We start from the raw sequence: 22,777 nt of genomic DNA on the forward strand, positions 1-22,777 counted from the left end.
CTAACTCGATTAGCCAAAATAACCTATATGTCAAAGGAAAAACTCCGTAGCCAAGACTGGTACGGGCGCACTGGAAAAGACGGATTTATTTATCGCTCCTGGATGAAAAACCAGGGATTCCCCCATCATCTTTTTGAAGGAGATAAACCCGTAATTGGAATTTGTAACACCTGGTCAGAACTCACTCCCTGTAACGCACATTTTAGAGATCTTGCTGAAGCGCTGAAGCGCGGAATCTGGGAAGCTGGCGGTTTCCCCTTGGAATTCCCCGTAATGTCGCTTGGAGAATGCTCCGTAAAACCTACGGCAATGCTTTTCCGCAACCTTGCCAGCATGGATGTAGAGGAAAGCATTCGCGCCAATCCTATGGACGGAGTAGTCTTGATGTGTGGATGTGACAAAACAACACCATCCCTCGTCATGGGTGCTGCTTCGGTGGATTTACCAGCGATGGTTCTTTCTGGTGGTCCTATGCTAGTAGGTAGATTCAAAGGTAAAAAAATCGGAACCTCAGATATCTGGAGATTTGCGGAAGATTTCAAACTTGGCAAAATCACCCAAGAGGAAATGATAGAAGCGGAATCTGCCATGTCACGCTCAGTAGGCTCCTGTGCTCCTATGGGAACAGCCTCTACTATGGCCGCAATGGTTGAATCCCTTGGTCTTTCATTACCAGACAACGCAACCATACCAGCCGCTGATTCTAGACGAAAAGTACTTGCTCATATGACTGGCATGCGCATCGTGGAAATGGTGAATGAAGATCTGAAAATGAGTAAAATCCTGACTCGAAAGGCTTTTGAAAACTCCATCATGGTAAATGCTGCATTGGGTGGATCTACCAATTTCATCCTGCACCTCACTGCAATAGCCAAGCGAATTGGAGTTGAAATAGATTTGACCGATTTCGATAAGTTTTCTTCCATGATTCCACTGATCGCTAATGTGCAACCATCAGGTGAGCACTGGGTGGAAGACTTATTTTATGCAGGCGGACTTCCTGCCGTAATGAAAGAAATAGAACCCTATTTACATCGGGAATCTATCACAGCCAATGGAAAAACTATCGGTGAAAACATAGAAAAAGCGCAATGCTATGATAGAAACCTTATTGGCACCTTTGATATGCCAATCAAACCTGAATCTGGAATAGCTGTCCTGAAGGGTAATCTCTGTCCAAATGGCGCTGTTATCAAACCATCAGCAGCCACTCCAAGCCTCCTAACTCATACAGGACGTGCGGTTGTATTTGAAAACATAGACGATTACAAAGCTAGAATCGACAGTCCAGAATTAGACATCGATGAGACTTGTGTGATGGTCATGAAGAATGTGGGACCAAAAGGCTACCCTGGTATGCCTGAAGTAGGCAATATGGGTTTGCCAGAAAAACTCCTCAAGAAAGGAGTCAAAGACATGGTTCGGATTTCTGATGGCCGCATGAGCGGAACGGGATATGGGACGGTTGTACTTCATGTTTCTCCAGAATCAGCAATTGGCGGACCATTAGCCTTCGTTCAGACAGGAGATATGATCGAGTTAAATGTCCCTGCCAGAACATTGAATCTGATGATCTCCGATGAAGAATTCGAAAAGCGCAGAACTGAATTTAAGCCCCTGAATTTGCCATATGATCGAGGATATGTCAATCTATTCCTAGACAAAGTAAATCAGGCACATGATGGAGTTGATTTCGACTTCCTCCAAGGCAGCTCAGGGTCTGAGGTAAAACGAGATTCGCATTAAGAATTGAGTAGTAATTAAAAAGCTTTCAGGTTTTCTAAATCTGGAAGCTTTTTTCTTTACAAGAATCTTTAAAAACATATGCTGAATTGTATTCGATCTCAAAGGTTTATTATAAGACACTTCCACCATGCATACCTACAGGATGCTAATTCAAAACTTATCCTCTTTGCTACAGACCAGCCGTCCCAATGGGACGGTTTCTGACTTTGACGTCACATTCTATTTTTTATTCTTGTTTATTCATTATAATTCTACCTACGATTACCCCAGGGGGGGGGTAATTCGTCTGTAGAGAATCATACCGAACCGAAGCCCCAACCTGTAGGGTTGGCTGGTGGTAAAACCATAACCACTGTCCATTAGTCTAGAAACTATCACTGCAAAGATCGAATTCAAACCAAAACTCCTTTGCTTTCTGATTCTGGAGGCCTTTTTCATTCGCACATTTCCTTGAAAATATATGCTTCGTTGTAATCTATTTCAAAGGCTCTAAGTAGCTCCCGATATTCCGTTAAGAAATCTTTTTTAGTATGATGAGCCTCCTGATTAACGATGTAGGAAATGACCTTGGATAGTTGACTTCTGGAATGAGAATATTCATTAAAATTCTACCTACGATTACCCCAGAGGGGTAATTCGTCTGTAGAGAATCATACCGAACCGAAGCCCCAACCTGTAGGGTTGGCTGGTGGCGAAACAATAACCACTGTCCATTAGTCTAGCACTGCGAAGATCGAATTCAAACCAAAACTTCTTTGCTTTCTGATTCTGGAGGCCTTTTTCATTCGCACATTTCCTTAAAAATGTAAGCTTCGTTGTAATCTATTTCAAAGGCTTTAAGTAGCTCCCGATATTCCGTTAAGAAATTTTTTTTAGTATGATGAGCCTCCTGATTAACGATGTAGGAAATGACCTTGGATAGTTGACTTCTGGAATGAGAAAACGCACCATAACCATCCTGCCACGCAAAAGGAAATGAACAAAACCCTTCTCGTTTGATCCACTTTGTTGATTCGGATTTGACATTCCCGACTATAGATGAAATAGACTGATCAGGATTTAGACCTATAAAAATATGAATGTGGTCAGGCATGCTGTTGATTTGAATCATTTTGTGCTTGTTCTTCTGAAAAATACCTGTCAGGTATTTATGGAGTCTTTCCTTCCAACTTTTCTGTATGGATGCATTTCTAAATTTTACAGCAAAAACAATATGCACGTAGAGTTGAGTGTAGGTATTAGCCATGATTATTTGGGATACGTTTCACATAAAAACATCAATTTATGTATAATTTTATCACCATGCATCCCTACAGGATGCCGATATCACACGGACATTTATACTACAAACCAGACGTCCCGATGGGACGACTTGAATCGCCAATTTGACTTCTTAAAGTTATATTCTCTGCTTCTTCCGCTAACACAGTTCATTGCTTGCCCCAGCGGGGCAACTCGTTTGTAGCAAACATGTCCAATCGATTTCCCAACCTGTAGGATTGGCTCGTGAATAATTATACGACAATACCATGCATCCCTACAGGATGCCGACTTCCCACAGATATTTAGGCTACAAACCAGACGTCCTGACAGGACGTTTTCGATGGATCATCCACACATTCCAATGCTTTTCCCCACGCTTATTCCAAATAAAACTCAATTCTACCATTGCCCCAGTGGGGCAACTCGTTTGTAGCAATCAGCTACCGAACCGGATTCCCAACCCAAAGGGTTGGCTCGTGAATAATTATACGACAATACCATGCATCCCTACAGGATGCCGACTTCCCACAGATATTTATGCTACAAACCAGACGTCCTGACAGGACGTTTTCGATGGATCATCCACACATTCCAATGCTTTTCCCCACGCTTATTCCAAATAAAACTCAATTCTACCATTGCCCCAGTGGGGCAACTCGTCTGTAACAAACATGTCCAATCGATTTCCCAACCAGTAGGATTGGCTCGTGAAAATCACACGACACCACCAAGCATCCCTACAGGATGCCGACTTCTCACGGAAATTTATACTACAAACCAGACGTCCCGAGGGGACGATTAGAATTCCCAATTACAATTCATAATAGATATATTCTCTAATTCTTCCGCTAACACAGTTCATTGCTACCCTTGCCCCAGCGGGGCAACTCGTTTGTAGCAAACGAGTCCAATCAATTTCCCAACCCTTAGGGTTGGTTCGTGAATAACTATACGGTACAACCATGCATCCTTACAGGATGCCGACTTCCCACAGATATTTAGGCTACAAACCAGACGTCCTGACAGGACGTTTTCGATGGATCATCCATACATTCCAATGCTTTTCCCCACGCCTATTCCAAATAAAACTCAATTCTACTATTGCCCCAGCGGTTAACTCGTTTGTAGCAATCAGATATCGATCAAATTCCCAACGAATAGGATTGGCTCGTGAATAATTATACGACAATACCATGCATCCCTACAGGATGCCGACTTCCCACAGATAATTATGCTACAAACCAGACGTCCCGAGGGGACGATTAGAATTCCCAATTACAATTCTTAATAGATATATTCTCTAATTATTCCGCTACAGCAGTTCATTGCTACCATTGCCCCAGTGGGGCAACTCGTTTGTAGCAAACATGTCCAATCGATTTCCCAACCTGTAGGGTTGGCTCGTGAAAATCACACGACACCACCAAGCATCCCTACAGGATGCCGACTTCTCACGGATATTTAGGCTACAAACCAGACGTCCTGACAGGACGTTTTCGATGGATCATCCACACATTCCAATGCTTTTCCCCACGCTTATTCCAAATAAAACTCCATTCTACTATTTCGATTTCCCAACCTGTAGACGACAATACCATGCATCCCTACAGGATGCCGACTTCCCACAGATATTTATGCTACAAACCAGACGTCCCGAGGGGACGATTAGAATTCCCAATTACAATTCTTAATAGATATATTCTCTAATTCTTCCGCTACAGCAGTTCATTGCTACCATTGCCCCAGCGGGGCAACTCATTTGTAGCAAACATGCCCAATCGATTTCCCAACCCTTAGGGTTGGCTCGTGAAAATCACACGACACCACCATGCATCCCTACAAGATGCCGACTTCCCACGGATATTTAGGCTACAAACCAGACGTCCTGACAGGACGTTTTCGATAGATCATCCACACATTCCAATGCTTTTCCCCACGCTAATTCCAAATAAAACTCCGAGCTACCATAGCCCCAGCGGGGCAACTCGTCTGTAACAAACATGTCCAACCGAATCCCCAACCTGTAGGGTTGGCTTGTGAAAAAATGCGTACCAAACATTTTTTACCTACAAATACCAATTCAACTTGAATTTCGTGTTCCATTTATTCCAATTATTTATACATTAATGAAAACAAAATAATTATCTATTTGAAACCCCAAAAAACCGCCATAATCACCGGTGCTGGACAGGGAATTGGACTGGCTATCGCTGAGAAACTTGCAGCCCAAAGTATTAATCTAATCTTAAATGACCTGGAGGAAGGCTTGGTCACAGAAGCTTGTGAGCGAATCTCTCGTATTCACGGAGTATCAACTATTGCTATTGCTGGAGATGCTAGTTCGGAAAAGGTCATCGAGTCGATGATAAAAACTGCACTTTCTAATTTTGGAACAGTTGACATCGTCATTGCTAACTCGGGCATCACACTTTTTGGAGCTTTCTTAGAATATTCCAGGGCGGATTTCATGGAAGTATCACGTGTCAATCAAGCAGGCACTTTTTTCCTTGCTCAAGCAGCTGCTAGAGTAATGAAGGATCAACTAAACGGCGGCGCTTTGCTATTCACCTCCTCGGTTACTGCTCATCAGAGTCACGAAAATCTCGCTGCTTATGCCATGAGCAAGGCCGCACTGGAGATGCTTGCGAAGAACTTGGTGCTAGAACTTGCCCCTTACAACATTCGCGTCAACACCATTGCTCCGGGAGCGACCGCGACTAACAGAACAATACTTGATCCCGAATACGAAAACACCTGGTCGAAAATCACGCCTTTAGGCCGTGCTGCTTCTGTGCAAGACATCGCAAATGCCGCTGCATTTTTGGTCTCCGAGGAAGCAAGACATATTACCGGACAAACCTTAATCATCGATGGAGGCTGGACCAGCGTCAGCCCTTCTCCTTATGCCTGAAAATCATCAAATTGTTCTCAATAGCCTGAAGCTCTACAAACAGGCTCCCGCTCCATGGAAATTGCAAGGAGAGGGGATAATTTTGATTTATAAATTCTCCAAAGACTGGGTGGAAACTCATGGCAATTTACCTGATCATCTCAAGGGAAAGTTCAATGGAGGTTTAGGCTACCTGATGCTGGTAAACTATCAGACATCACCCGTCGGGCCTTACAAGGAACTGCTTTTTATCCCTGGGAAATTTGGACCCTACGGCAAGCAGGCTATCACCAAAATCTATGTGAGCTCGGAATCAAGCACACAAAATGGTCATGCTAACTGGGGAATCCCCAAAGAGACCCTGCCGATCAGCTGGGAGAAAAAGGATGGTAAGGAAATAATTGAAGTAAAAGACGGGGACAAAATTGCCTTCTCCTGTGAGCTAAAAACAGGTAAAATCCCCTTTCCTATTTCCACCAGCCTTTTGCCAATCGACTTACATCAATTGTGGGATGGAGTGGATTTTTTCACCAGACCATCGGGCCATGGCTGGGGTAAACGTGCTAGCATAAAAAACATACAAATCGATCCTACTTATTTCCCTGATTTAAGTGGTCAAAAGCCTCTCTTTGCAGTCAAAATAGATCCCTTCAAAATCATTTTCCCCGAAGCTGACTATGCTTTATAAGCCATTTACAGAAGCACATATTATCGTCACCGGTGCAGCTTCTGGAATCGGCCTTGAGTTAGTAAAACAACTATTGCCTTCCAATCCTCAGATCCTTGCTGTGGATTTCGATCAGGAGAGGCTGGAGATATTGAAAAGCCAATTCCCAAAACTCTATATTCTTCAAGCTGACTTAAGCTTAAAATCAGGAAATGAAGATATTTTAAACTGGGTTTCTGACAATTGGAATCGTGTAGATTTTTGCTTTGCAAATGCAGGAAAAGCAGAATTTGCTCCTGCGGAAGACCAAAACTGGAAGGCCATGGATCAGCTCTTCCAACTGAATGTCTATAGCCCTATACAGATTGGCATGGCTATTCGCAGCCTTTTTCCCGGAGCTAATTTCCGTTTGATCATCACCGCTTCTGCGATGTCATTCTGGACGATCCCAGGCTACAGTTTATATGCAGCTACCAAATCTGCCTTGCTCCAGTGGGCAAGAACTGTTTGGCTAGAAAAAACCGGAAACTGGCTAAGCTTGGTATTTCCCATCGCTACCAAAACCCAGTTTTTTGAAACTGCCGGTAAAGACATCCCAAAAGCATATCCTGTCCAATCACCAAGTTGGGTTGCCACAGCCATATTGAGAGGAGCAGCTAAAGGAAAAAAGAAAATCTTCCCCTCTCCCCTTTTTGTAAGCATGCTGGTTTTGAATCGCTTTTTCAGGTTTATCCGAAGGCTATATCAAGTATTTGAATACCAGAAATATAAAAAGTGGCTTAAAAAACAATCTGAAGTCTAAGTCTGTTAACTTTATGAAAAACCAAAGCCATGAAGAATTTAACACTCATACTCCTTGTGGTCTGTGTATTACAGGCCTGCCAACCTAAAGAAACTACTCCAGACACCTTACCTATGAAAGTAGCTATGGCTTATGGATTTGATAAGTTTGACGAGGTCAATTCTATCGCCTACACTTGGAATGTGCAGCGTGACTCTGTCAATGTCATGACTCGGGACTGGAAATGGAATATTAAGGATCGTACCGTTTACTATGCCAGTTCAGACACGAGTTTTACTTACAGCTTGGACATGCCTGCGGACTCCCTCCCTGCCATGGACAAAGGATTTATCAACGATAAATACTGGATGATGTATCCCTTCCAATTAGCATGGGATTCTGGCTATGAATACGAGACTGAGGAAAATGTACCTTCTCCCATCGCTGGCACCAATTCAACCAAGCTAACTATCATCTATAATGGATCTGACGGCTATACTCCTGGTGATGCTTATGATCTGTATTTGGATGAAAATCATATGATACTAGAATGGGTTTTCCGTAGAGGAAACGGTCCCGACGGCAGACCTTTCACCTGGGAAGATGTAGAGCAATTTGGCCCTATCAAAATGGCAACGACCCATGCTAACAAGGATGGTCAGAAGTTCATCTGGTTCTCAAACATCTCTGTCAATTAAGAGAGAGGATCTTCAAAAAATAGCCGTTTGTCTCTAGCAAACGGCTATTTTTATATCTTCAGGATCTGAATAGGTCCGAAATGCAAGTGAAATAAACAGGAAGCTTGGCATGATTGCAGATAATCATATATATTATATTTGACTTTGGGTTATCTAAAACCTAACTAGAAATTCCAATTACTAATGAACGAAAGACCGATTAAACTTTTGCTGGCTGACGATGATGTAGATGATCGGTTCTTTTTTAAAGACTCCCTTTCTAAGCTTCCCTTCGAAACCAAGCTCACCACCGTCACCAATGGCGTAGAATTGATGGATCTGCTTATGACCTCAGAGTCAGACCTTCCAGATGTAATATTTTTAGATCTCAATATGCCCATGAAGTCAGGCTTCGAATGCCTAGCTGAAATAATGGCGCATGACAAGTTCAGAAATTTGCCTATCATCATTTACTCCACCTCCATGGATGAGCCAGTGGTAAAATCTCTCTATGAGCAAGGCGCTTTCCATTACATAAGAAAGCCTGGAGAATATTCTAAATTAAAGGATGTGATTTTTAAAGGGCTGAGCAGCTTGACCAATAAATCAACAAAACCTTCTATAGACAATTTTGTAATCCAATCCCTGTAAGCATCATTATGACAGTTCAACGTTCAACTACTTCAGGCCTCCCTATAGGCGGCGGTGAAATGGGCCAATTAATTCGGGAAAAAGACTGGAGCTCAACCCCCTTAGGACATCCCGACCATTGGCCACAAAGTCTTCGAACTACTCTGAACATCCTCCTTGCCTCCAAATTCCCAAAGTTTCTCTGGTGGGGAAAAGAACTGACTTGTTTTTATAATGATGCCTATAGACCAAGCTTAGGTTCAGAGGGAAAACACCCCTCCATATTGGGCATGGCCGGGAAAGAAGCTTGGCCAGAAATTTGGCACATCATCAAACCATTGATGGATAAGGTTTTGGACAATGGAGAGTCACTCTGGTTTGAAAACTTACTCGTCCCGATCCATCGAAATGGGAAAATCGAAGATGTGTATTGGACTTTCAGTTATAGTCCCGCCAGAAATGATGACGGAACAATCGCAGGCGTATTAGTTACCTGTGCAGAAACTACGCAAGAGGTACTTTTAAAAAGAAAACTTGAAAGTAGTGAACGTAACCTTAGACTCATCATCCAGCAAGCCCCAGCTTCAATAGCCACTTTCAAAGGACCAGATTATGTGACTGAAATTGCTAATTCCAATGCCCTTGAACTTTGGGGTAGAAAGGCAGAAGAGGTGATGCATAAACCAATTCTGGAAGCTATGCCTGAACTTGTTGGGCAAGGCATTAAAGACCTACTTGACGACGTTTACACAACAGGAAATCGCTTTGCCGCATCAGAATTACCTGTTCAGCTTCTTCGTGACGGCAAGCTAAAAACCGTTTATATCAATTTCAGCTATGAAGCGCTCTACGATGCCAATGGCAAAATAGACGGAATAATCAGCATAGGCCATGATGTCACTGATCAAGTCATTGCCCACAAGAAAATCGAGGCAAATGAGGAAAAACTAACCATGGTCATAGATGCCTCAGAACTAGGTACCTATGATTTCAATATCAAAACCAAGAAGCTGGATGGTTCGAAAAAACTTCATGAAATTTTTGGATTGAATGAAGCTGATGACATCGATCATGAAAGCTTTGTAAACAGCATTTACACCAAGGACCAAGCTATTAGAAATGCTGCCTTTGAGAAGTCTTTCAAAGATGGAAATTTAGCCTATACCTGCAGGATAAATACACCAGAGCAACATACCCGTTGGATAGAAGTAAAAGGAAAAGTCCACCTTGACGAGGAAGGAAATCCTCATAAAGTCTTAGGAACCGTTCGTGACATTACCACTGAAAAAGTAAACATTCAAAAATTAGAAGAAAGCGAACAGAAATTCAGACTCTTGGCCGATTCACTTCCACAACATATCTGGACTGCTGATCCAGAAGGAAACCTAAACTACTTTAACCAATCTGTCTATGATTTCTCAGGATTCAGTTCTGAGCGCATTGAGCAAGAGGGATGGATTTCCATCGTTCATCCAGATGATAAGGCAGGAAACATTAAGGCTTGGACAGAGTCTGTTTCCACAGGTAAAGACTTCTTATTTGAACATAGATTTCGCAAGTATGATGGAACCTACAGATGGCAATTGAGCCGCGCCAAACCTCAATTCAATGAAGATGGGCAGATTCAGATGTGGGTAGGTTCGAGTACAGATATTCACGATCAAAAAGAATTCACTAATGAGCTAGAGCGATTAGTCATAGAGCGTACAAATGAGCTAGCTCAAAATGTAAAGGATTTAGCCAGTATGAATAAGGAGCTTCAGTCCTTCGCCTACATATCCAGCCATGACTTGCAAGAGCCGCTGCGCAAAATCCAGACTTTTTCCACACTTCTTCTAGAGAATGAATACGATAACCTTACGGATGACGGTAAGGAGCATTTCAAAAGAATGCAAAACGCAGCCAAGCGAATGCAAGCTCTAATCTCTGACTTACTTGCTTATTCCAGAACGAGCATATCGGATCGAAAATATGAGCCTACCGATTTGAATAAGTTAATTGTCGAAGTGAAAATGGACCTCAAGGAAGAATTAGCGCATCATCAGGCAATACTGGAATCCGAAGAACTTTGCACCCTAAATATCATTCCATTTCAATTTCGGCAGCTACTACAGAATTTGGTTAGCAATTCTTTGAAATTTTCAGCTAAGGACAGAGAACCACATATCAGCATTTCCAGTGAAAAAGCATTTGGAAGTGAATTGGAGTTGGATCGCCTATCCCCAAATACTAAGTATTGCCATCTCAGGATTTCCGACAATGGTATTGGCTTTGAAGAAAAGTACGCAGAACGGATTTTTGAATTGTTTCAGCGACTCCATGGAAGGGAGAAATTTCAAGGCACTGGAATTGGGCTGGCAATTGTGAAGAAAATCGTCGATAATCACAATGGTTATATCACCGCTCATGGCAAACCTAATGAAGGCGCCACCTTTGACATCTACCTTCCTGAAAAACAATAACTAGCTGAAAAGGCATTGCAAAACCATCTTATGACGAAGGCCTATTCAGCTTCTTTAGGATTTGTCACAGCTCTGCCCGCCGTTCATGTCATACGAATGGTAACGTAAATCAAAGTCCAATTTATAATTCAGTTCAGCGCTAGTTGATTTGAATTACACTTATTCAAATGAAAAAATTAATTGTATTTGTTATCATATTCGGAGCATTCCTAGCAGCTTCTGACTCACATGGTTTAGGAGGCTGGGCAAGAAACTCCACAGCAACAGAACTGTGGCATATTGATAGTACATCAATTAAGATTGGGCATCCACCATTTTTTAGTTTTTCTTTTTCAAAAATAACCTGTTGTGTGGATGGTACAGAGATGAGTGCCTGTAATCGGGAGGCAGAAAACCCGAAGTGCGAAAAAACAGTAGTTAGAGGAGCTTATGCACCTCTCAAAGTAGCCAGTTAATTAAATCCTCGGGCATCAAACTTAACCTTACCTATGAGAAAATTTATTATACCTCTCAGTCTTATCATTGCATTTTTTTCTTGCAAAGAGTCAGACCCTATGCTTATAGATTCAAGTAAAAAGTCTGATTATTTTGATTTAGCTACCTACTATCAGGCTACAGATTACATAGGCTTGAGTTTCCCTGATTCTGTTCCTTTAGTAAGGATCTTTAGTTCAAAAATTAAAAATAACAAGTTGTATATCCATGATAATGGCACAAATCAAATACTAGTTTTTGATCTAAAAAATGAAAGCTATTTATATTCTATTTCTGAAATAGGTGAAGGACCCGAAGAGTATAAAACTATCAATAATTTTGATGTTGATGAGAATAATATTTTATACATCTATGACTATGGAAGAAAGGTGATTTCATTTAAAGATGGACAGTTTCAAAAGGAATGGAATGACTTAAAATTACATGTGAGAGGTTTTCAAAAGACAGTAAATGGCTTTCTGCTAATATCTCCTGACAATGGTTATAAACTGAACAAAAAACCAATAATAGAAATCGACGAAAACGGTAAAGTCTTACATTCAATGGGTGGAGAATTGGTGGAAAAATTGGCAATCCCAATAAAATACTTTCAAAGAATAGGTAACTCCATTTATATCAATGACATGCTCAACACTAACATCGTTAACTTTAATGTGGAGACTGGTAAAATTGATTCAACAAAATTCAACCTTAAGAACAACTCAAATTTTTCTCTTATTGATTTTTGGCAGATCAATTCTGATGATTTTTTCTTGATGATAGTACCCACTTCGACTGAATTGGAAGCAGGATTAATCCCTTACTTTAAGGAAAATAAATTTGTATCAAACTACAGTTCCTTCCTCTGTTCTTTGGACTTAATTGCCATGAGTTCATTTCCAACGAACGATGATAAAGGGGAGTATGATTACACATTAATGACTGAAGAATTCTTCCCTAGCTTCGAAGACTATTTGACAAATATCACAGTAGAGAAGGGAGGAAGTTTAGAGTTGGATGGACATCACTACATTTTTGAAGATTATAAGCTAGAGAAAGAAAAATTTGATGCTAACCGAGGAAAAATTCAAGGGATTTTAACTAACAACAAAATTCTCATGAGAAAGTATATCCGAAAATAAAAAGCAAGAAAAGTTGAAAACCTAACACCAAGCCGTTTGCTAGATACAAGCGGCTATTTTTATGTGTAAATCATCTTCGGGATATACCACAGCTCTGCCCTCCGTTCATGTCACACGAATGGTAACGTAAATCAAAGCCTAGCACATAATTCAGCTCAGCGCTAGCTGAGATTCGCAACGCCCTTTGAGTTCTGAGTTATCAGGATGAAATCTCGAAGGAATACAACGCAGGGTTTGCCACCCGAAATGGGATAAGGATTGCAAATCCTACCATACATACTCGGAATTACAAATTCCTAGCAGCAGCGCTAATACCAATCCTACTATAATTTGCATCGCTTCAGGAAGAGGCTTATCTTATTTGGCTAAACCCTATAGCCATGCCCGCCTTTTCTATCTTCGTCTTATTACTCACACTTTTTTCAAGCCATCAAGAGACTGAGGTCATCAAAGTAAGACAACCTAACATTCTGTTTTTGATAGCTGATGACTGGTCTTATCCACACGCTGGAGTATATGGAGATCCGGTGATCCGAACTCCAACCTTCGATCGTTTGGCTGCCGAAGGAGCATTATTCACCAATGCTTACACAGCCTCTCCTTCTTGCTCTCCTTCCAGGGCAGCTGTTCTCTTGGGCAGGTATCCCCACCAAAATGAAGCTGGAGGTAATCTATGGTCAGAATTCCCAGCTCAATACCCTACTTATGTGAGTCTCTTGGAAGAAGATGGCTATTTCGCAGGATCAACCAGAAAAGGCTGGGCGCCGGGAGATTTCAAAGTGTCTGGCTTATCGCACAATCCTGCAGGGAAAACCTATGAGGATTTTAAAACATTTTTCTCCCAAAAACCCGATGATCAGCCCTTCACCTTTTGGTTTGGTAGCACGGACCCACATCGAGAATATGTCACTAATACAGGAATCCAAACAGGCATGGCCTTGGATGATGTGATAGTTCCTGGCTTCTTCCCAGATCTGGATTGTGTCAGAAATGACATCTTGGATTATTACTTTGAGGTAGAGCGATTTGATCGGGAATGTGGTCAATTGATCAAAATGCTAGAAGAAGCCGGTGAGCTTGACAATACCATTATCGTGATGACTAGTGACAATGGCATGCCTTTTCCGCGAGCCAAAGCCAATTTGTATGATTATGGCACACGAATGCCCCTGGTGATCAGATGGCCAGAGAAAATCAAGCCTGGAACTGTCATCGATGACTTTGTGAACTTCGTGGATTTTGCCCCAAGTTTTATCGAAGCGGCAGGACTTACTGCTGAGACTATGACTGGGCAATCACTTTGGCCACTGCTGGCAGGAGAAAAACAAGATCGAGCACAAGTCTATCTAGAACGAGAGCGACATGCCAATGTTAGAAAAGGTGATCTATCCTATCCCATGCGGGCAGTCAGGGATCATCAATACTTATACATTCGAAATATGATGCCTGAGCGCCTGCCTGCCGGAGATCCTACCGTGCATCAATCGGTGGGACAATATGGAGATGTGGACAATTCTATCACCAAGTATATTATCATGGCTATGGAAGGAAGAGCCAAGGCAGGCTTACCTGATTACTTCAAATTAACTTTTGACTTAAGACCTGCAGAGGAACTCTATGATGTGGTCAAAGATCCTTATCAATTGAATAATTTGGCAGAGGACAAATCCCTTGCTGGGATCAAGGAAAACATGAGTAAAAAGCTACAAACTTGGATGGAAGAAACCGGAGATTTGAGAGCCAGCGAGCCAGGATCATTATATTGGGACGAACTCCGCTATACACCAAACTACCAGATGGAAAATTATGATTTCCAACAAAGATTGGAGGATTATCGGATTAAGCCGCCTTTCGGAAAATATGCGAAAGAAGGGATTCCATGCCTTTGATTAGAATAATTATTCAACTTTTCATTAGGGTCAAACTAGTTTTTTATCTCCATTATCTAAAAACTTATAAATGAGATTAAAAGGAAAAACTGCTATCATAACCGGAGCTACCAGCGGTATGGGAAAAGCCATGGCAGAACGATTTGTCAAAGAAGGGGCTTACGTGATTTTGAGCGGTCGTGATGAGGTGAGGGGAAAAGAACTGGAGAAAAACCTTGTGTTAAAAGGTGGAAAAGCGCTGTTTATTGCAGGCGACATTTCTCAAATAGCTGAGAATAAAAAGCTCGTTGACGAAGCTGTTCATAATTTCGGAAAACTGGATATAGTAGTTACAAATGCGGGAAAGTTAGGCTTGGGATCGGTGACAGATATATCTTTTGAAGATTGGAATGAAACCATTAGCACCAATCTGAGTTCGGTATTTTACCTGAGTCGATTTGCTATTCCCGAGATGCAGAAGAATGGCGGGGGAGTTATCCTTGCGAATAGTTCTATTGCAGCATTTAAAAGTTTTCCCAATCATGCAGCCTATTGCGCAAGCAAGGCAGCCTTAGTTGCTTTAGTGAAAGAGATGGCCTTGGACTACGGACCAACAATACGTGTTAACACGATCTGTCCTGGCCCAGTTGACACTCCCATGATTTGGGATTCTGCCAAAGCATTTGACGATCCTGATACAATAGTGGAGCAAACCGCTAATACTACCTTGATGAAACGTCTTGGAAAACCAGAAGATATTGCCTCGCTGGCATTATTTCTGGTTTCCGATGAAGCATCTTGGATCACTGGTGCTGCTTACACTATTGATGGTGGGATTTTAGCAAGGTGAAATTTGATGATAGGTTTATAAGAAGCAATTTGAAAATCCTATGGTAGGGTAGCTGCTCTCAATCGCAAACTCGAAGTACCCTCAAAAGGTTTGAAACCTTCACATACCATGATGACGACTACTTCAACACCAACGCATTCTCACTTGGCTCAAAACCTATTCGATGTGCCAGCACATAAAGTGAATCGCCAGCAGTCATTTCAAAGGGAAACTGATATACTGACCAAACATCTGAAGCACTTTTTCTAAATCCTACTGAGGCTCCTTTGGTAGCGGAAGTAAGCGAGACCATGCCATCTTCATAACGAACTTCCACGGACTCAGTCATCGGCGCATGATCTTCACCATTCCACCAGTCTGAGACCATTTCCATTTCCGCCAACTCACCCAGATCACCGTATTCATCAACCCATTGCAAGTGTGCTTTGCGAAGCTCAGAAAGCTTGTCGGCATAGTCAGGATCTCCTGCAAGGTTATTAAACTCATAAGGATCTGACTGAGTATCATACAATTCTTCTTCTGGCTTACTCTCATCAAACCAGCGATCTTGATTTGCATTCAACTTTCCTTCTTCATGCAACTGCAACAAATGAACCATCAGAGGATTCTGCAATCTGTAGCGAACATTCTGGTAGTTAGGCTTATCTGGCATGTAATTCTTGATGTATTTGAATCTACCATCAGAGACAGCTCGCACTCGATCTAATTCCGAATCCACTCTATCTCGTGCTGCGTAGATATACTCTCTAGGTGCAGATTTCTGATTTCCCATAAAAGCCTGTCCCTGCATATTATTTGGGATTTTCACTCCTGCTAGAGAAAGTACAGTCGGTCCGAAATCAACAAAGCTCACCAACTGATCATCCACAGTTCCCGGCTTAATGAAGGGAGCCTTGACGAAAAGTGGAACTCGTAAGCCTCTGTCGTATAGCTCGCGCTTGTAATATGGCATTCCGTCCCCATGATCAGAATAATAGAAAATAATCGTGTTCTCATACAGCCCATCATCCTTCAACTGCTGCAAAAGTTTGCCTACTAGCGCATCAAAACGCATTACATTGGTGATAAATCTCGCTATGGTTCTTCGTGAAATCGAGTCATCAGGATACACCGGTGGCACCGTTACCTCTGCTGGATCCACCAGTAGATCTTCGTTCTCCCTTGCCCAAACCTGTGATTCGTGCGTGATGGTATAATTGAAAATGGAGAAAAATGGTTGGTTAGGATCCTTTCGATTTCTCCAGTGGGCTTTATTACTACTCTCATCCCACATAGTCTCTGGCGGATCAAACTGATAATCCTCCTTTACATTATTACTTGTATAATAACCCGCCATTCGCAGGTATTCTGGAAAACCATGCATCCCTTCAGGGATCATCGCAGAATATGATTTGTGCCCAGAAGGATAGGCGGATTCATTCCCCTTAGACATCCCTAAAGTCCGCATGTGCATAGCGCCGATCGAGGCTTGATAGGCTCCTGTGATCAATGCGGCTCTACTTGGCGAGCAAACACCCGCTGTGGAAAAAGCATTGGTAAAAATCACGCCTGCTTTGGCCAGAGAATCCAATACTGGAGTTTGACCTCCAGTGCCACCAAATGCTCCTAAATGCTCAGGTGACATGTCCTCATTCACAATCCAAACAATATTAGGTCGCTCAGGATATTCAATCTCCTTAGGAGATTTGGATTTCTCCTGACAGGAAAAAAACAAAATGGAAAGAAGACAAACGGACAATAAATACTTCATGTGCAGATGGTTTAGAATAATTCAAGGTATTCTATTTAACCTAAAAATTAAAACCTTCTACGTATCATCTTAAAGAAAACCATACAAGATTCCTCCATTTTGGCTATTGACCCTGAAAAATTTGGAATCAGACAAAGCTTTGGTAACTTAAAAGCCCAACACTTTGAATCCAACTTATGGCTCCGATTAAGAATTTGAACCGAAGAGAATTTATTGGTTCCGCCGCCACTGTCGCTGCTTCCATATCTATTGTTCCTTCTAATGTAATCGCTGGTCTCGGCAAAATTCCGCCATCCGACCAAATCACTGTGGCAAACATTGGATGTGGAACACAGGGCTTAAGAGAAATGGGTGAGCTCTTACAAAACCCAAAGGTTAGACTTGTAGCAGTATGCGATGTAAATAAATACACCGAAAATTACATTGACTGGTCTCCCTATGGAATCCGAGATGGAATCCGAAAAACCCTGGGAGATGATAGTTGGTGGAGCGGTGTAAAAGGTATAGCAGGAGGCAGAGACGTGGGTCAGGCTTATGTGGAGAAGTTTTATACTAAAAACAGTCCTACAGGCACTTATAAAGGCTGTGCTTCCTATGAGGATTTTAGAGAGTTTTTTGCAAAAGAAAATGGAATCGATGCCGTCAAAATCATGACTCCGGATCATACCCATGCTTCTATTGCCCTTGCCGCCATGAACATAGGAATACATGTGGTTACGCACAAGCCTATTTCCAACAGGCTTCTGGAAGGAAGAACTGTGATAGAAAAAGCTAAGTCAAGTGGCGTTATCACACATTTACTTGCCTGGTCGGATCGCCCAGAATATCGGCAGATCAAAGCTTGGATGGATGAAGGTCTGATCGGTGAGTTAAAAGAAATTCACAATTGGTCCTATCGACCAGTTTGGAAGCAATGGACCAAGCGTCCCACAGGAAATGAAAGCATCCCAGATGGATTCAATTGGGATCTATGGCTTGGACCAGTTCCTGAAATGGATTACCACAAAAACTACACACATAATGTCTTCCGGGGCTGGTACGATTTCGGCGGAGGCTCGGTAGCTGACATGGGGCATTATAGTCTCTTTCCTCTATTTGAAACGCTTGGTATTGACCGTTCCCCGATCAGCGCTAAGGCATTTGGCACCACCACTCGCGAGGAAGTCAACAGCGTGTATCAATGGGTGGAAAATGACGTGGCTTTTCCTGCTAGCTGCATGATCAAATGGAAATTCCCAGAACAAACAAGTCTTCCAGCTTTTGACCTATTATGGTACGATGGAGGCATGAAGCCTTTTGCTCCAGAGGAGCTGGAAATAGATGGAAAAGACACGCCAAATGAGGGATTGATGTTGGTAGGCACGAAAGGAAAAATCTTGGGTGGATTCAGAGGAGAAGATCCTGTATTACTTCCCGAAAGTAAAATGGCAAGCCGCCCAAATTCAGAGAAAATTGATTCTGATACGGTTGAAAGGAATACCTCAGCTTGGATAGAAGCTATACAGGCTGGCAAGCAAACGGCAGGAAGTTTCATCCGAGCGCAGAGCATCACAGACACAATCAACTTAGGAGCAGTAGCCTTGCGAGTAGGAAAAAAAGTGGATTTTGATGAGAAAAACCTTCAAATCACCAATGATCCCGAGGCAAATAAATTCTTAACAAGAGCCTATAGAAAGGGCTGGGAGATATAAGCTGAGTCCAACAATTATCTATGGACGATCCAAACAGTACTCATTTATTTATAAATTAGACAAAAACCACTTAACTCTTAAACACTAATTAACCATGAACAAAAGAAGGGATTTTCTCAAATCGGCTGGATTAGCTACAGCTGCAATAGGCCTTGGGGTACCACAAATGGCTTTTTCCTATAAAAAAGCTGACCCACTTTTTAAAATTTCTCTCGCCGAATGGTCGCTAAACAAGCAGCTTTTCTCTGGCAAAATGGATCACCTAGACTTTCCTATACTCGCCAAAAAGAATAATATAGATGCCGTAGAATATGTCAATCAGTTTTTCAAGGACAAAGCTACTGACATGGCTTACCTGAAGGAAATGAAAACCCGAGCTGATGGCGAAGGCGTAAGGTCTGTGCTAATCATGTGTGATGGTGAGGGAATGCTCGGCGCAGCTACTCCCGAAGGAAGAAAACAAACAGTAGAAAATCACAAAAAATGGGTGGAAGCAGCAAAGTTTCTCGGTTGTCACTCAATCCGTGTGAATGCCTATTCGGCTGTTCCTTGGAGCACTTCAAAAAAAGATGAACAAACCGCCATAGATATCACTAGTTCTGGATTGCGCCAACTCTGTGAATTCGCTGAGGATTTCGACATCAATGTACTGATCGAAAACCATGGAGGATTCTCCAGCAACGGAAAATGGCTAGCCAAATTGATCAAAGAAACTGAGCATCCTCGTGCAGGCACTTTGCCTGACTTCGGCAATTTCAGAATAGCTCAGGTGGAAGGCAAAAATATATCCTACGATTCCTACCGGGGAGTGGATGAGCTGATGCCAAAGGCCAAAGGCGTTAGTCTGAAACCAACTGTATGGGATGATGCTGGTATAGAACATCCGCTAGACTATACCAGAATGATGAAGATCGTTCTTGCCCATGGATTCCATGAATATGTAGGAATAGAACATGGTGCAGAAGGTCGTGAATGGGAAAGTATTTTTGAGATCCGTAGAGACCTGGAGGATGTAAGAAGAACCCTCGAAGCAGAAAGATAAATCAATCCGGCTCTGAAACTAGAATCAGAGCCGTTTTAACAGCTATAATGAAAACTGAATTTATCTCCACAGTGCCAGTTTTGCCATCACAGCATATCGCCCGAGATCTCGATTGGTATGCTCATAACTTTGGTTTTGTCAAAACCTTCGGTGATCACATGTATGCTGGCATGCGCTTGGAAGAAATCGAACTGCATTTACAATGGCATGCCGACACAGCTGATGATCCACTTTTAGGCGGTTCGGTGGTGAAAATTTTTGTCAAAAACATAGAGCCCTATTTTGAAGCTTTGGTGATCAAGGGGATATTGAAATGTGATAAGCTTCGCAAAAACACTCCTTGGGGAACGCATGAATTTGGGCTCTACGATTTGAATAACAATGCCATTTTCATAGTCGAGGACATTGAATCCTCTGCCGAAAAAACATCTTAAATACTTCAATTGATTTTCAATTCAGATAGGTTTTAGCCTATTTTGAAAATGCAACAACTTGGACAAATCGCTCTTTTGGTAAGAGATTACGATGAGGCGATTCAATATTATACCCAAACTCTGGGCTTTGAACTAATCGAAGACACACATCTCAGCGATGTAAAACGATGGGTACGTGTATCGCCGCCAGGTTCTGCTTGTCAATTACTCCTTGCAAAAGCAGCCGACGAACTCCAGCGTAACCAAGTTGGCTTTCAAGCTGGTGGCAGAGTATTCCTGTTTTTATACACTGACGACTTCTACAGAGATTATCATAACTACACCGCCAAAGGCGTAGAGTTCATCCGAGAACCTTCCGAAGAAGCCTTTGGTACCGTTTCAGTATTTAAAGACCTGTATGGCAATCTCTGGGATTTGATAGAAAGGAAATGAAAAATTGTTTGATGAGCGATGGTAGATGTGCGGTGAAGCTCCACATATTTTAAGCATATTCTAAAAGGCTTACCTCCTACTTTCGAGCCAACTAACCGAGTTATTCAAAACAATTCATAATTTTAAATTCACTCATTTTAAATTCCCTTTGGAAACCCAGCCTAACAACCCTCTTCACGGAATCAAACTCGCTGATATAGTAGCACATCTCGTAGAATTCTACGGATGGGAAGAACTCGGCGAGCGCATTACTATTCGCTGCTTCACCCACGATCCTTCAATCAATTCGAGTTTGAAATTCCTCCGAAAAACTCCTTGGGCACGAGAGCGCGTAGAAGGCTTGTATTTAAAAGCGTTGAGAGACGCGAAGAAAAAGTGATTTTTTCTCGTAGTGGCACAAAGACTTTTCTGGTTCAAAAAAAGTTCGACCCACTCCTTCTGTTCTAGCCAATTTTAGAAGAAATACACTAATTTAAAACAAAACACTTTCGCTGCGCCGTTGCGCCGCCGCGGGAAACTAAAAACCAAAGATCTTCAAGAATGCCACTTTGTGGTTTCAAAAAACAAGACCTTCGAGGAGATTCCTCCTACTTTGTAGTCGGAATAACACCTCAAAGGTCACAAAAAAACCCGAAGAAATCTCCGGGTTTATCGTTTTATAGTCTGTGGTTATTATACGTAGTTATTCAACATCACTGGCATTACCAGCATTAGGATGTCTTCATTTTCGTCTTGCTCAGCTGGAAGGATCAAACCTGCACGGTTAGGCGCAGAGAACTTCAGGCTAACTTCTTTGCAAGAAAGGTTGTTTAGCATCTCAACCAAGAATTTCGCATTGAACCCGATTTCGATATCCTCGCCATCGTGGTCACAAGAAAGTCGCTCATTCGCTTCATTGGAGAAATCCAGATCTTCGGCAGAAATCACTAATTCACTACCTGTTAATTTCAATCTCACCTGATGCGTAGTTTTATTCGCATAAATCGCGATTCTTCTCAAGGAACTCAATAGCTCAGAACGATCAATTGTCATCACGTTCGGGTTTTCCGCAGGGATTACGTTTTCGTAATCTGGGAAACGCTCGTCGATCAAACGACAAATCATCTTGATGTTATTGAAGTTGAAGTAAGCATTTGACTGATTGAATTCAACCGTCACAGGAAGATTTTCAGAAGGCAAAGTTGACTTCAACAAGTTCAAAGCCTTGCGAGGAATAATCAATGTAGCAGGCTCCTGAGAAGCAATATCTACTCTTCTGTATCTCACCAATCTATGTCCATCAGTTGCGACGAAAGTAGTATTGGTAGGACTTAAGTTGATGTAAACACCGGTCATCGCTGGACGAAGTTCATCTGAACTAGTAGCGAAGATTGTATTGGAAACTGCCGAGGAAAGCACCTCAGTGGACATATCCACAGATGTTGCGTTGCTTACAGTTGGGATTTTAGGAAAGTCAGTAGCATTCTCACCTGCCAGTCTATAGCGACCGTTGTCAGAGCTGATTTCTACTGCGTAGGTATCGTGATCGATACTGAAAGTCACGGGCTGCTCAGGAAGATTTTTCAGCGTTTCAATCAAAATCTTTGCAGGCACCGCGATATTTCCATCTTCTTTGGCCTCCACGCTGATTTCTGTAATCATTGAAGTCTGCAAATCAGATGCAGTAATGGTCAACTGACTCTCTTTGATCTCAAAAAGGAAATTTTCCAAAATTGGCACTACGGGATTGGTTGTCACCACACCGTTAATTGCCGAAAGCTGCTTTAATAAGGCAGAAGAGGAAACAATGAATTTCATATGATTATAATTTGTCTGTTGAAGGCCATATGGAATCTCGCAAGCATTATAATCATACTAGCCTGACCAGCTTAGTAATGCTCGATTTCATATCGTAGGGCTTAATTAATTTTTACTTTTGAATGGAGGTAAATTTATAAATAAATTCTAATTCGACCCTCCGTATAATTGATTCTCTAGA

Annotated in this window: 19 protein-coding genes; 16 read left to right on the plus strand and 3 right to left on the minus strand. The window is 42.1% G+C overall.

What is annotated here, in order from left to right; all coding sequences use genetic code 11:
- Positions 1 to 27 precede the first annotated feature (27 nt).
- On the plus strand, positions 28 to 1,746 hold the full coding sequence (locus LV85_RS02930) for an IlvD/Edd family dehydratase (protein ID WP_111316689.1): 1,719 nt from the start codon (positions 28 to 30) through the stop codon (positions 1,744 to 1,746).
- Between the two features lie 781 nt (positions 1,747 to 2,527).
- On the opposite strand, the gene tnpA is transcribed toward LV85_RS02930, so the two are convergent.
- On the minus strand, positions 2,528 to 2,992 hold the full coding sequence (tnpA, locus tag LV85_RS02935; RefSeq protein ID WP_111316690.1) for an IS200/IS605 family transposase: 465 nt from the start codon (positions 2,990 to 2,992) through the stop codon (positions 2,528 to 2,530).
- A 2,166-nt stretch (positions 2,993 to 5,158) separates the two neighbouring features.
- On the opposite strand from tnpA, the gene LV85_RS02940 reads away from it, so the two are divergent.
- The 10 genes from LV85_RS02940 to LV85_RS02985 all read left to right on the plus strand — a co-directional run bounded on the left by LV85_RS02940 (position 5,159) and on the right by LV85_RS02985 (position 15,450).
- Complete coding sequence (locus LV85_RS02940) at positions 5,159 to 5,920, plus strand: SDR family NAD(P)-dependent oxidoreductase (RefSeq protein ID WP_111316691.1); 762 nt, start codon at positions 5,159 to 5,161, stop codon at positions 5,918 to 5,920.
- The gene (locus LV85_RS02945) at positions 5,913 to 6,587 is read left to right on the plus strand and encodes an acetoacetate decarboxylase family protein (RefSeq protein ID WP_111316692.1); all 675 of its coding nucleotides are present in this window, start codon (positions 5,913 to 5,915) and stop codon (positions 6,585 to 6,587) included. The genes LV85_RS02940 and LV85_RS02945 overlap by 8 nt, the downstream gene beginning before the upstream one ends.
- Positions 6,577 to 7,368, plus strand: coding sequence for an SDR family NAD(P)-dependent oxidoreductase (locus LV85_RS02950; protein WP_111316693.1), 792 nt, complete (start codon positions 6,577 to 6,579; stop codon positions 7,366 to 7,368). The genes LV85_RS02945 and LV85_RS02950 overlap by 11 nt, the downstream gene beginning before the upstream one ends.
- A gap of 29 nt (positions 7,369 to 7,397) precedes the next feature.
- Positions 7,398 to 8,045 carry a hypothetical protein gene (locus tag LV85_RS02955; protein WP_111316694.1) on the plus strand — a complete coding sequence of 216 codons (648 nt, stop codon included), beginning with the start codon at positions 7,398 to 7,400 and terminating at the stop codon, positions 8,043 to 8,045.
- 183 nt (positions 8,046 to 8,228) lie between these two features.
- A complete protein-coding gene (locus LV85_RS02960; RefSeq protein ID WP_111316695.1) occupies positions 8,229 to 8,675 on the plus strand; it encodes a response regulator in 447 nt (148 codons plus the stop codon).
- 8 nt (positions 8,676 to 8,683) lie between these two features.
- Positions 8,684 to 11,116, plus strand: a complete 2,433-nt coding sequence (locus tag LV85_RS02965; protein WP_111316696.1) for a PAS domain-containing protein — start codon at positions 8,684 to 8,686, stop codon at positions 11,114 to 11,116.
- A 167-nt stretch (positions 11,117 to 11,283) separates the two neighbouring features.
- Positions 11,284 to 11,571, plus strand: coding sequence for a hypothetical protein (locus tag LV85_RS02970; protein ID WP_111316697.1), 288 nt, complete (start codon positions 11,284 to 11,286; stop codon positions 11,569 to 11,571).
- Between the two features lie 33 nt (positions 11,572 to 11,604).
- The gene (locus LV85_RS02975) at positions 11,605 to 12,732 is read left to right on the plus strand and encodes a 6-bladed beta-propeller (RefSeq protein ID WP_111316698.1); all 1,128 of its coding nucleotides are present in this window, start codon (positions 11,605 to 11,607) and stop codon (positions 12,730 to 12,732) included.
- Between the two features lie 380 nt (positions 12,733 to 13,112).
- On the plus strand, positions 13,113 to 14,621 hold the full coding sequence (locus LV85_RS02980) for a sulfatase family protein (RefSeq protein ID WP_111316699.1): 1,509 nt from the start codon (positions 13,113 to 13,115) through the stop codon (positions 14,619 to 14,621).
- A gap of 70 nt (positions 14,622 to 14,691) precedes the next feature.
- On the plus strand, positions 14,692 to 15,450 hold the full coding sequence (locus LV85_RS02985; protein WP_111316700.1) for an SDR family NAD(P)-dependent oxidoreductase: 759 nt from the start codon (positions 14,692 to 14,694) through the stop codon (positions 15,448 to 15,450).
- A 118-nt stretch (positions 15,451 to 15,568) separates the two neighbouring features.
- Here the strand turns inward: LV85_RS02985 and LV85_RS02990 are convergent, their stop codons facing one another.
- A complete protein-coding gene (locus tag LV85_RS02990) occupies positions 15,569 to 17,200 on the minus strand; it encodes a sulfatase family protein (protein ID WP_111316701.1) in 1,632 nt (543 codons plus the stop codon).
- A gap of 176 nt (positions 17,201 to 17,376) precedes the next feature.
- On the opposite strand from LV85_RS02990, the gene LV85_RS02995 reads away from it, so the two are divergent.
- The 5 genes from LV85_RS02995 to LV85_RS03015 all read left to right on the plus strand — a co-directional run bounded on the left by LV85_RS02995 (position 17,377) and on the right by LV85_RS03015 (position 21,178).
- The gene (locus LV85_RS02995; protein WP_111316702.1) at positions 17,377 to 18,891 is read left to right on the plus strand and encodes a Gfo/Idh/MocA family protein; all 1,515 of its coding nucleotides are present in this window, start codon (positions 17,377 to 17,379) and stop codon (positions 18,889 to 18,891) included.
- 94 nt (positions 18,892 to 18,985) lie between these two features.
- Positions 18,986 to 19,933: a TIM barrel protein gene (locus tag LV85_RS03000; protein WP_111316703.1), complete on the plus strand. Its 948-nt coding sequence runs from the start codon at positions 18,986 to 18,988 to the stop codon at positions 19,931 to 19,933.
- Between the two features lie 47 nt (positions 19,934 to 19,980).
- The gene (locus LV85_RS03005) at positions 19,981 to 20,367 is read left to right on the plus strand and encodes a VOC family protein (RefSeq protein ID WP_111316704.1); all 387 of its coding nucleotides are present in this window, start codon (positions 19,981 to 19,983) and stop codon (positions 20,365 to 20,367) included.
- 48 nt (positions 20,368 to 20,415) lie between these two features.
- Complete coding sequence (locus LV85_RS03010; protein WP_111316705.1) at positions 20,416 to 20,799, plus strand: VOC family protein; 384 nt, start codon at positions 20,416 to 20,418, stop codon at positions 20,797 to 20,799.
- Positions 20,800 to 20,947: 148 nt separating this feature from the next.
- Positions 20,948 to 21,178, plus strand: a complete 231-nt coding sequence (locus tag LV85_RS03015) for a VF530 family protein (RefSeq protein WP_111316706.1) — start codon at positions 20,948 to 20,950, stop codon at positions 21,176 to 21,178.
- A 293-nt stretch (positions 21,179 to 21,471) separates the two neighbouring features.
- Here LV85_RS03015 and dnaN read toward each other — a convergent pair whose 3' ends face one another.
- Positions 21,472 to 22,596, minus strand: a complete 1,125-nt coding sequence (gene dnaN, locus LV85_RS03020) for a DNA polymerase III subunit beta (protein ID WP_111316707.1) — start codon at positions 22,594 to 22,596, stop codon at positions 21,472 to 21,474.
- Between the last annotated feature and the right edge of the window lie 181 nt (positions 22,597 to 22,777).

It is taken from the genome of Algoriphagus chordae (genome assembly GCF_003254055.1).
GTDB lineage: Bacteria > Bacteroidota > Bacteroidia > Cytophagales > Cyclobacteriaceae > Algoriphagus > Algoriphagus chordae.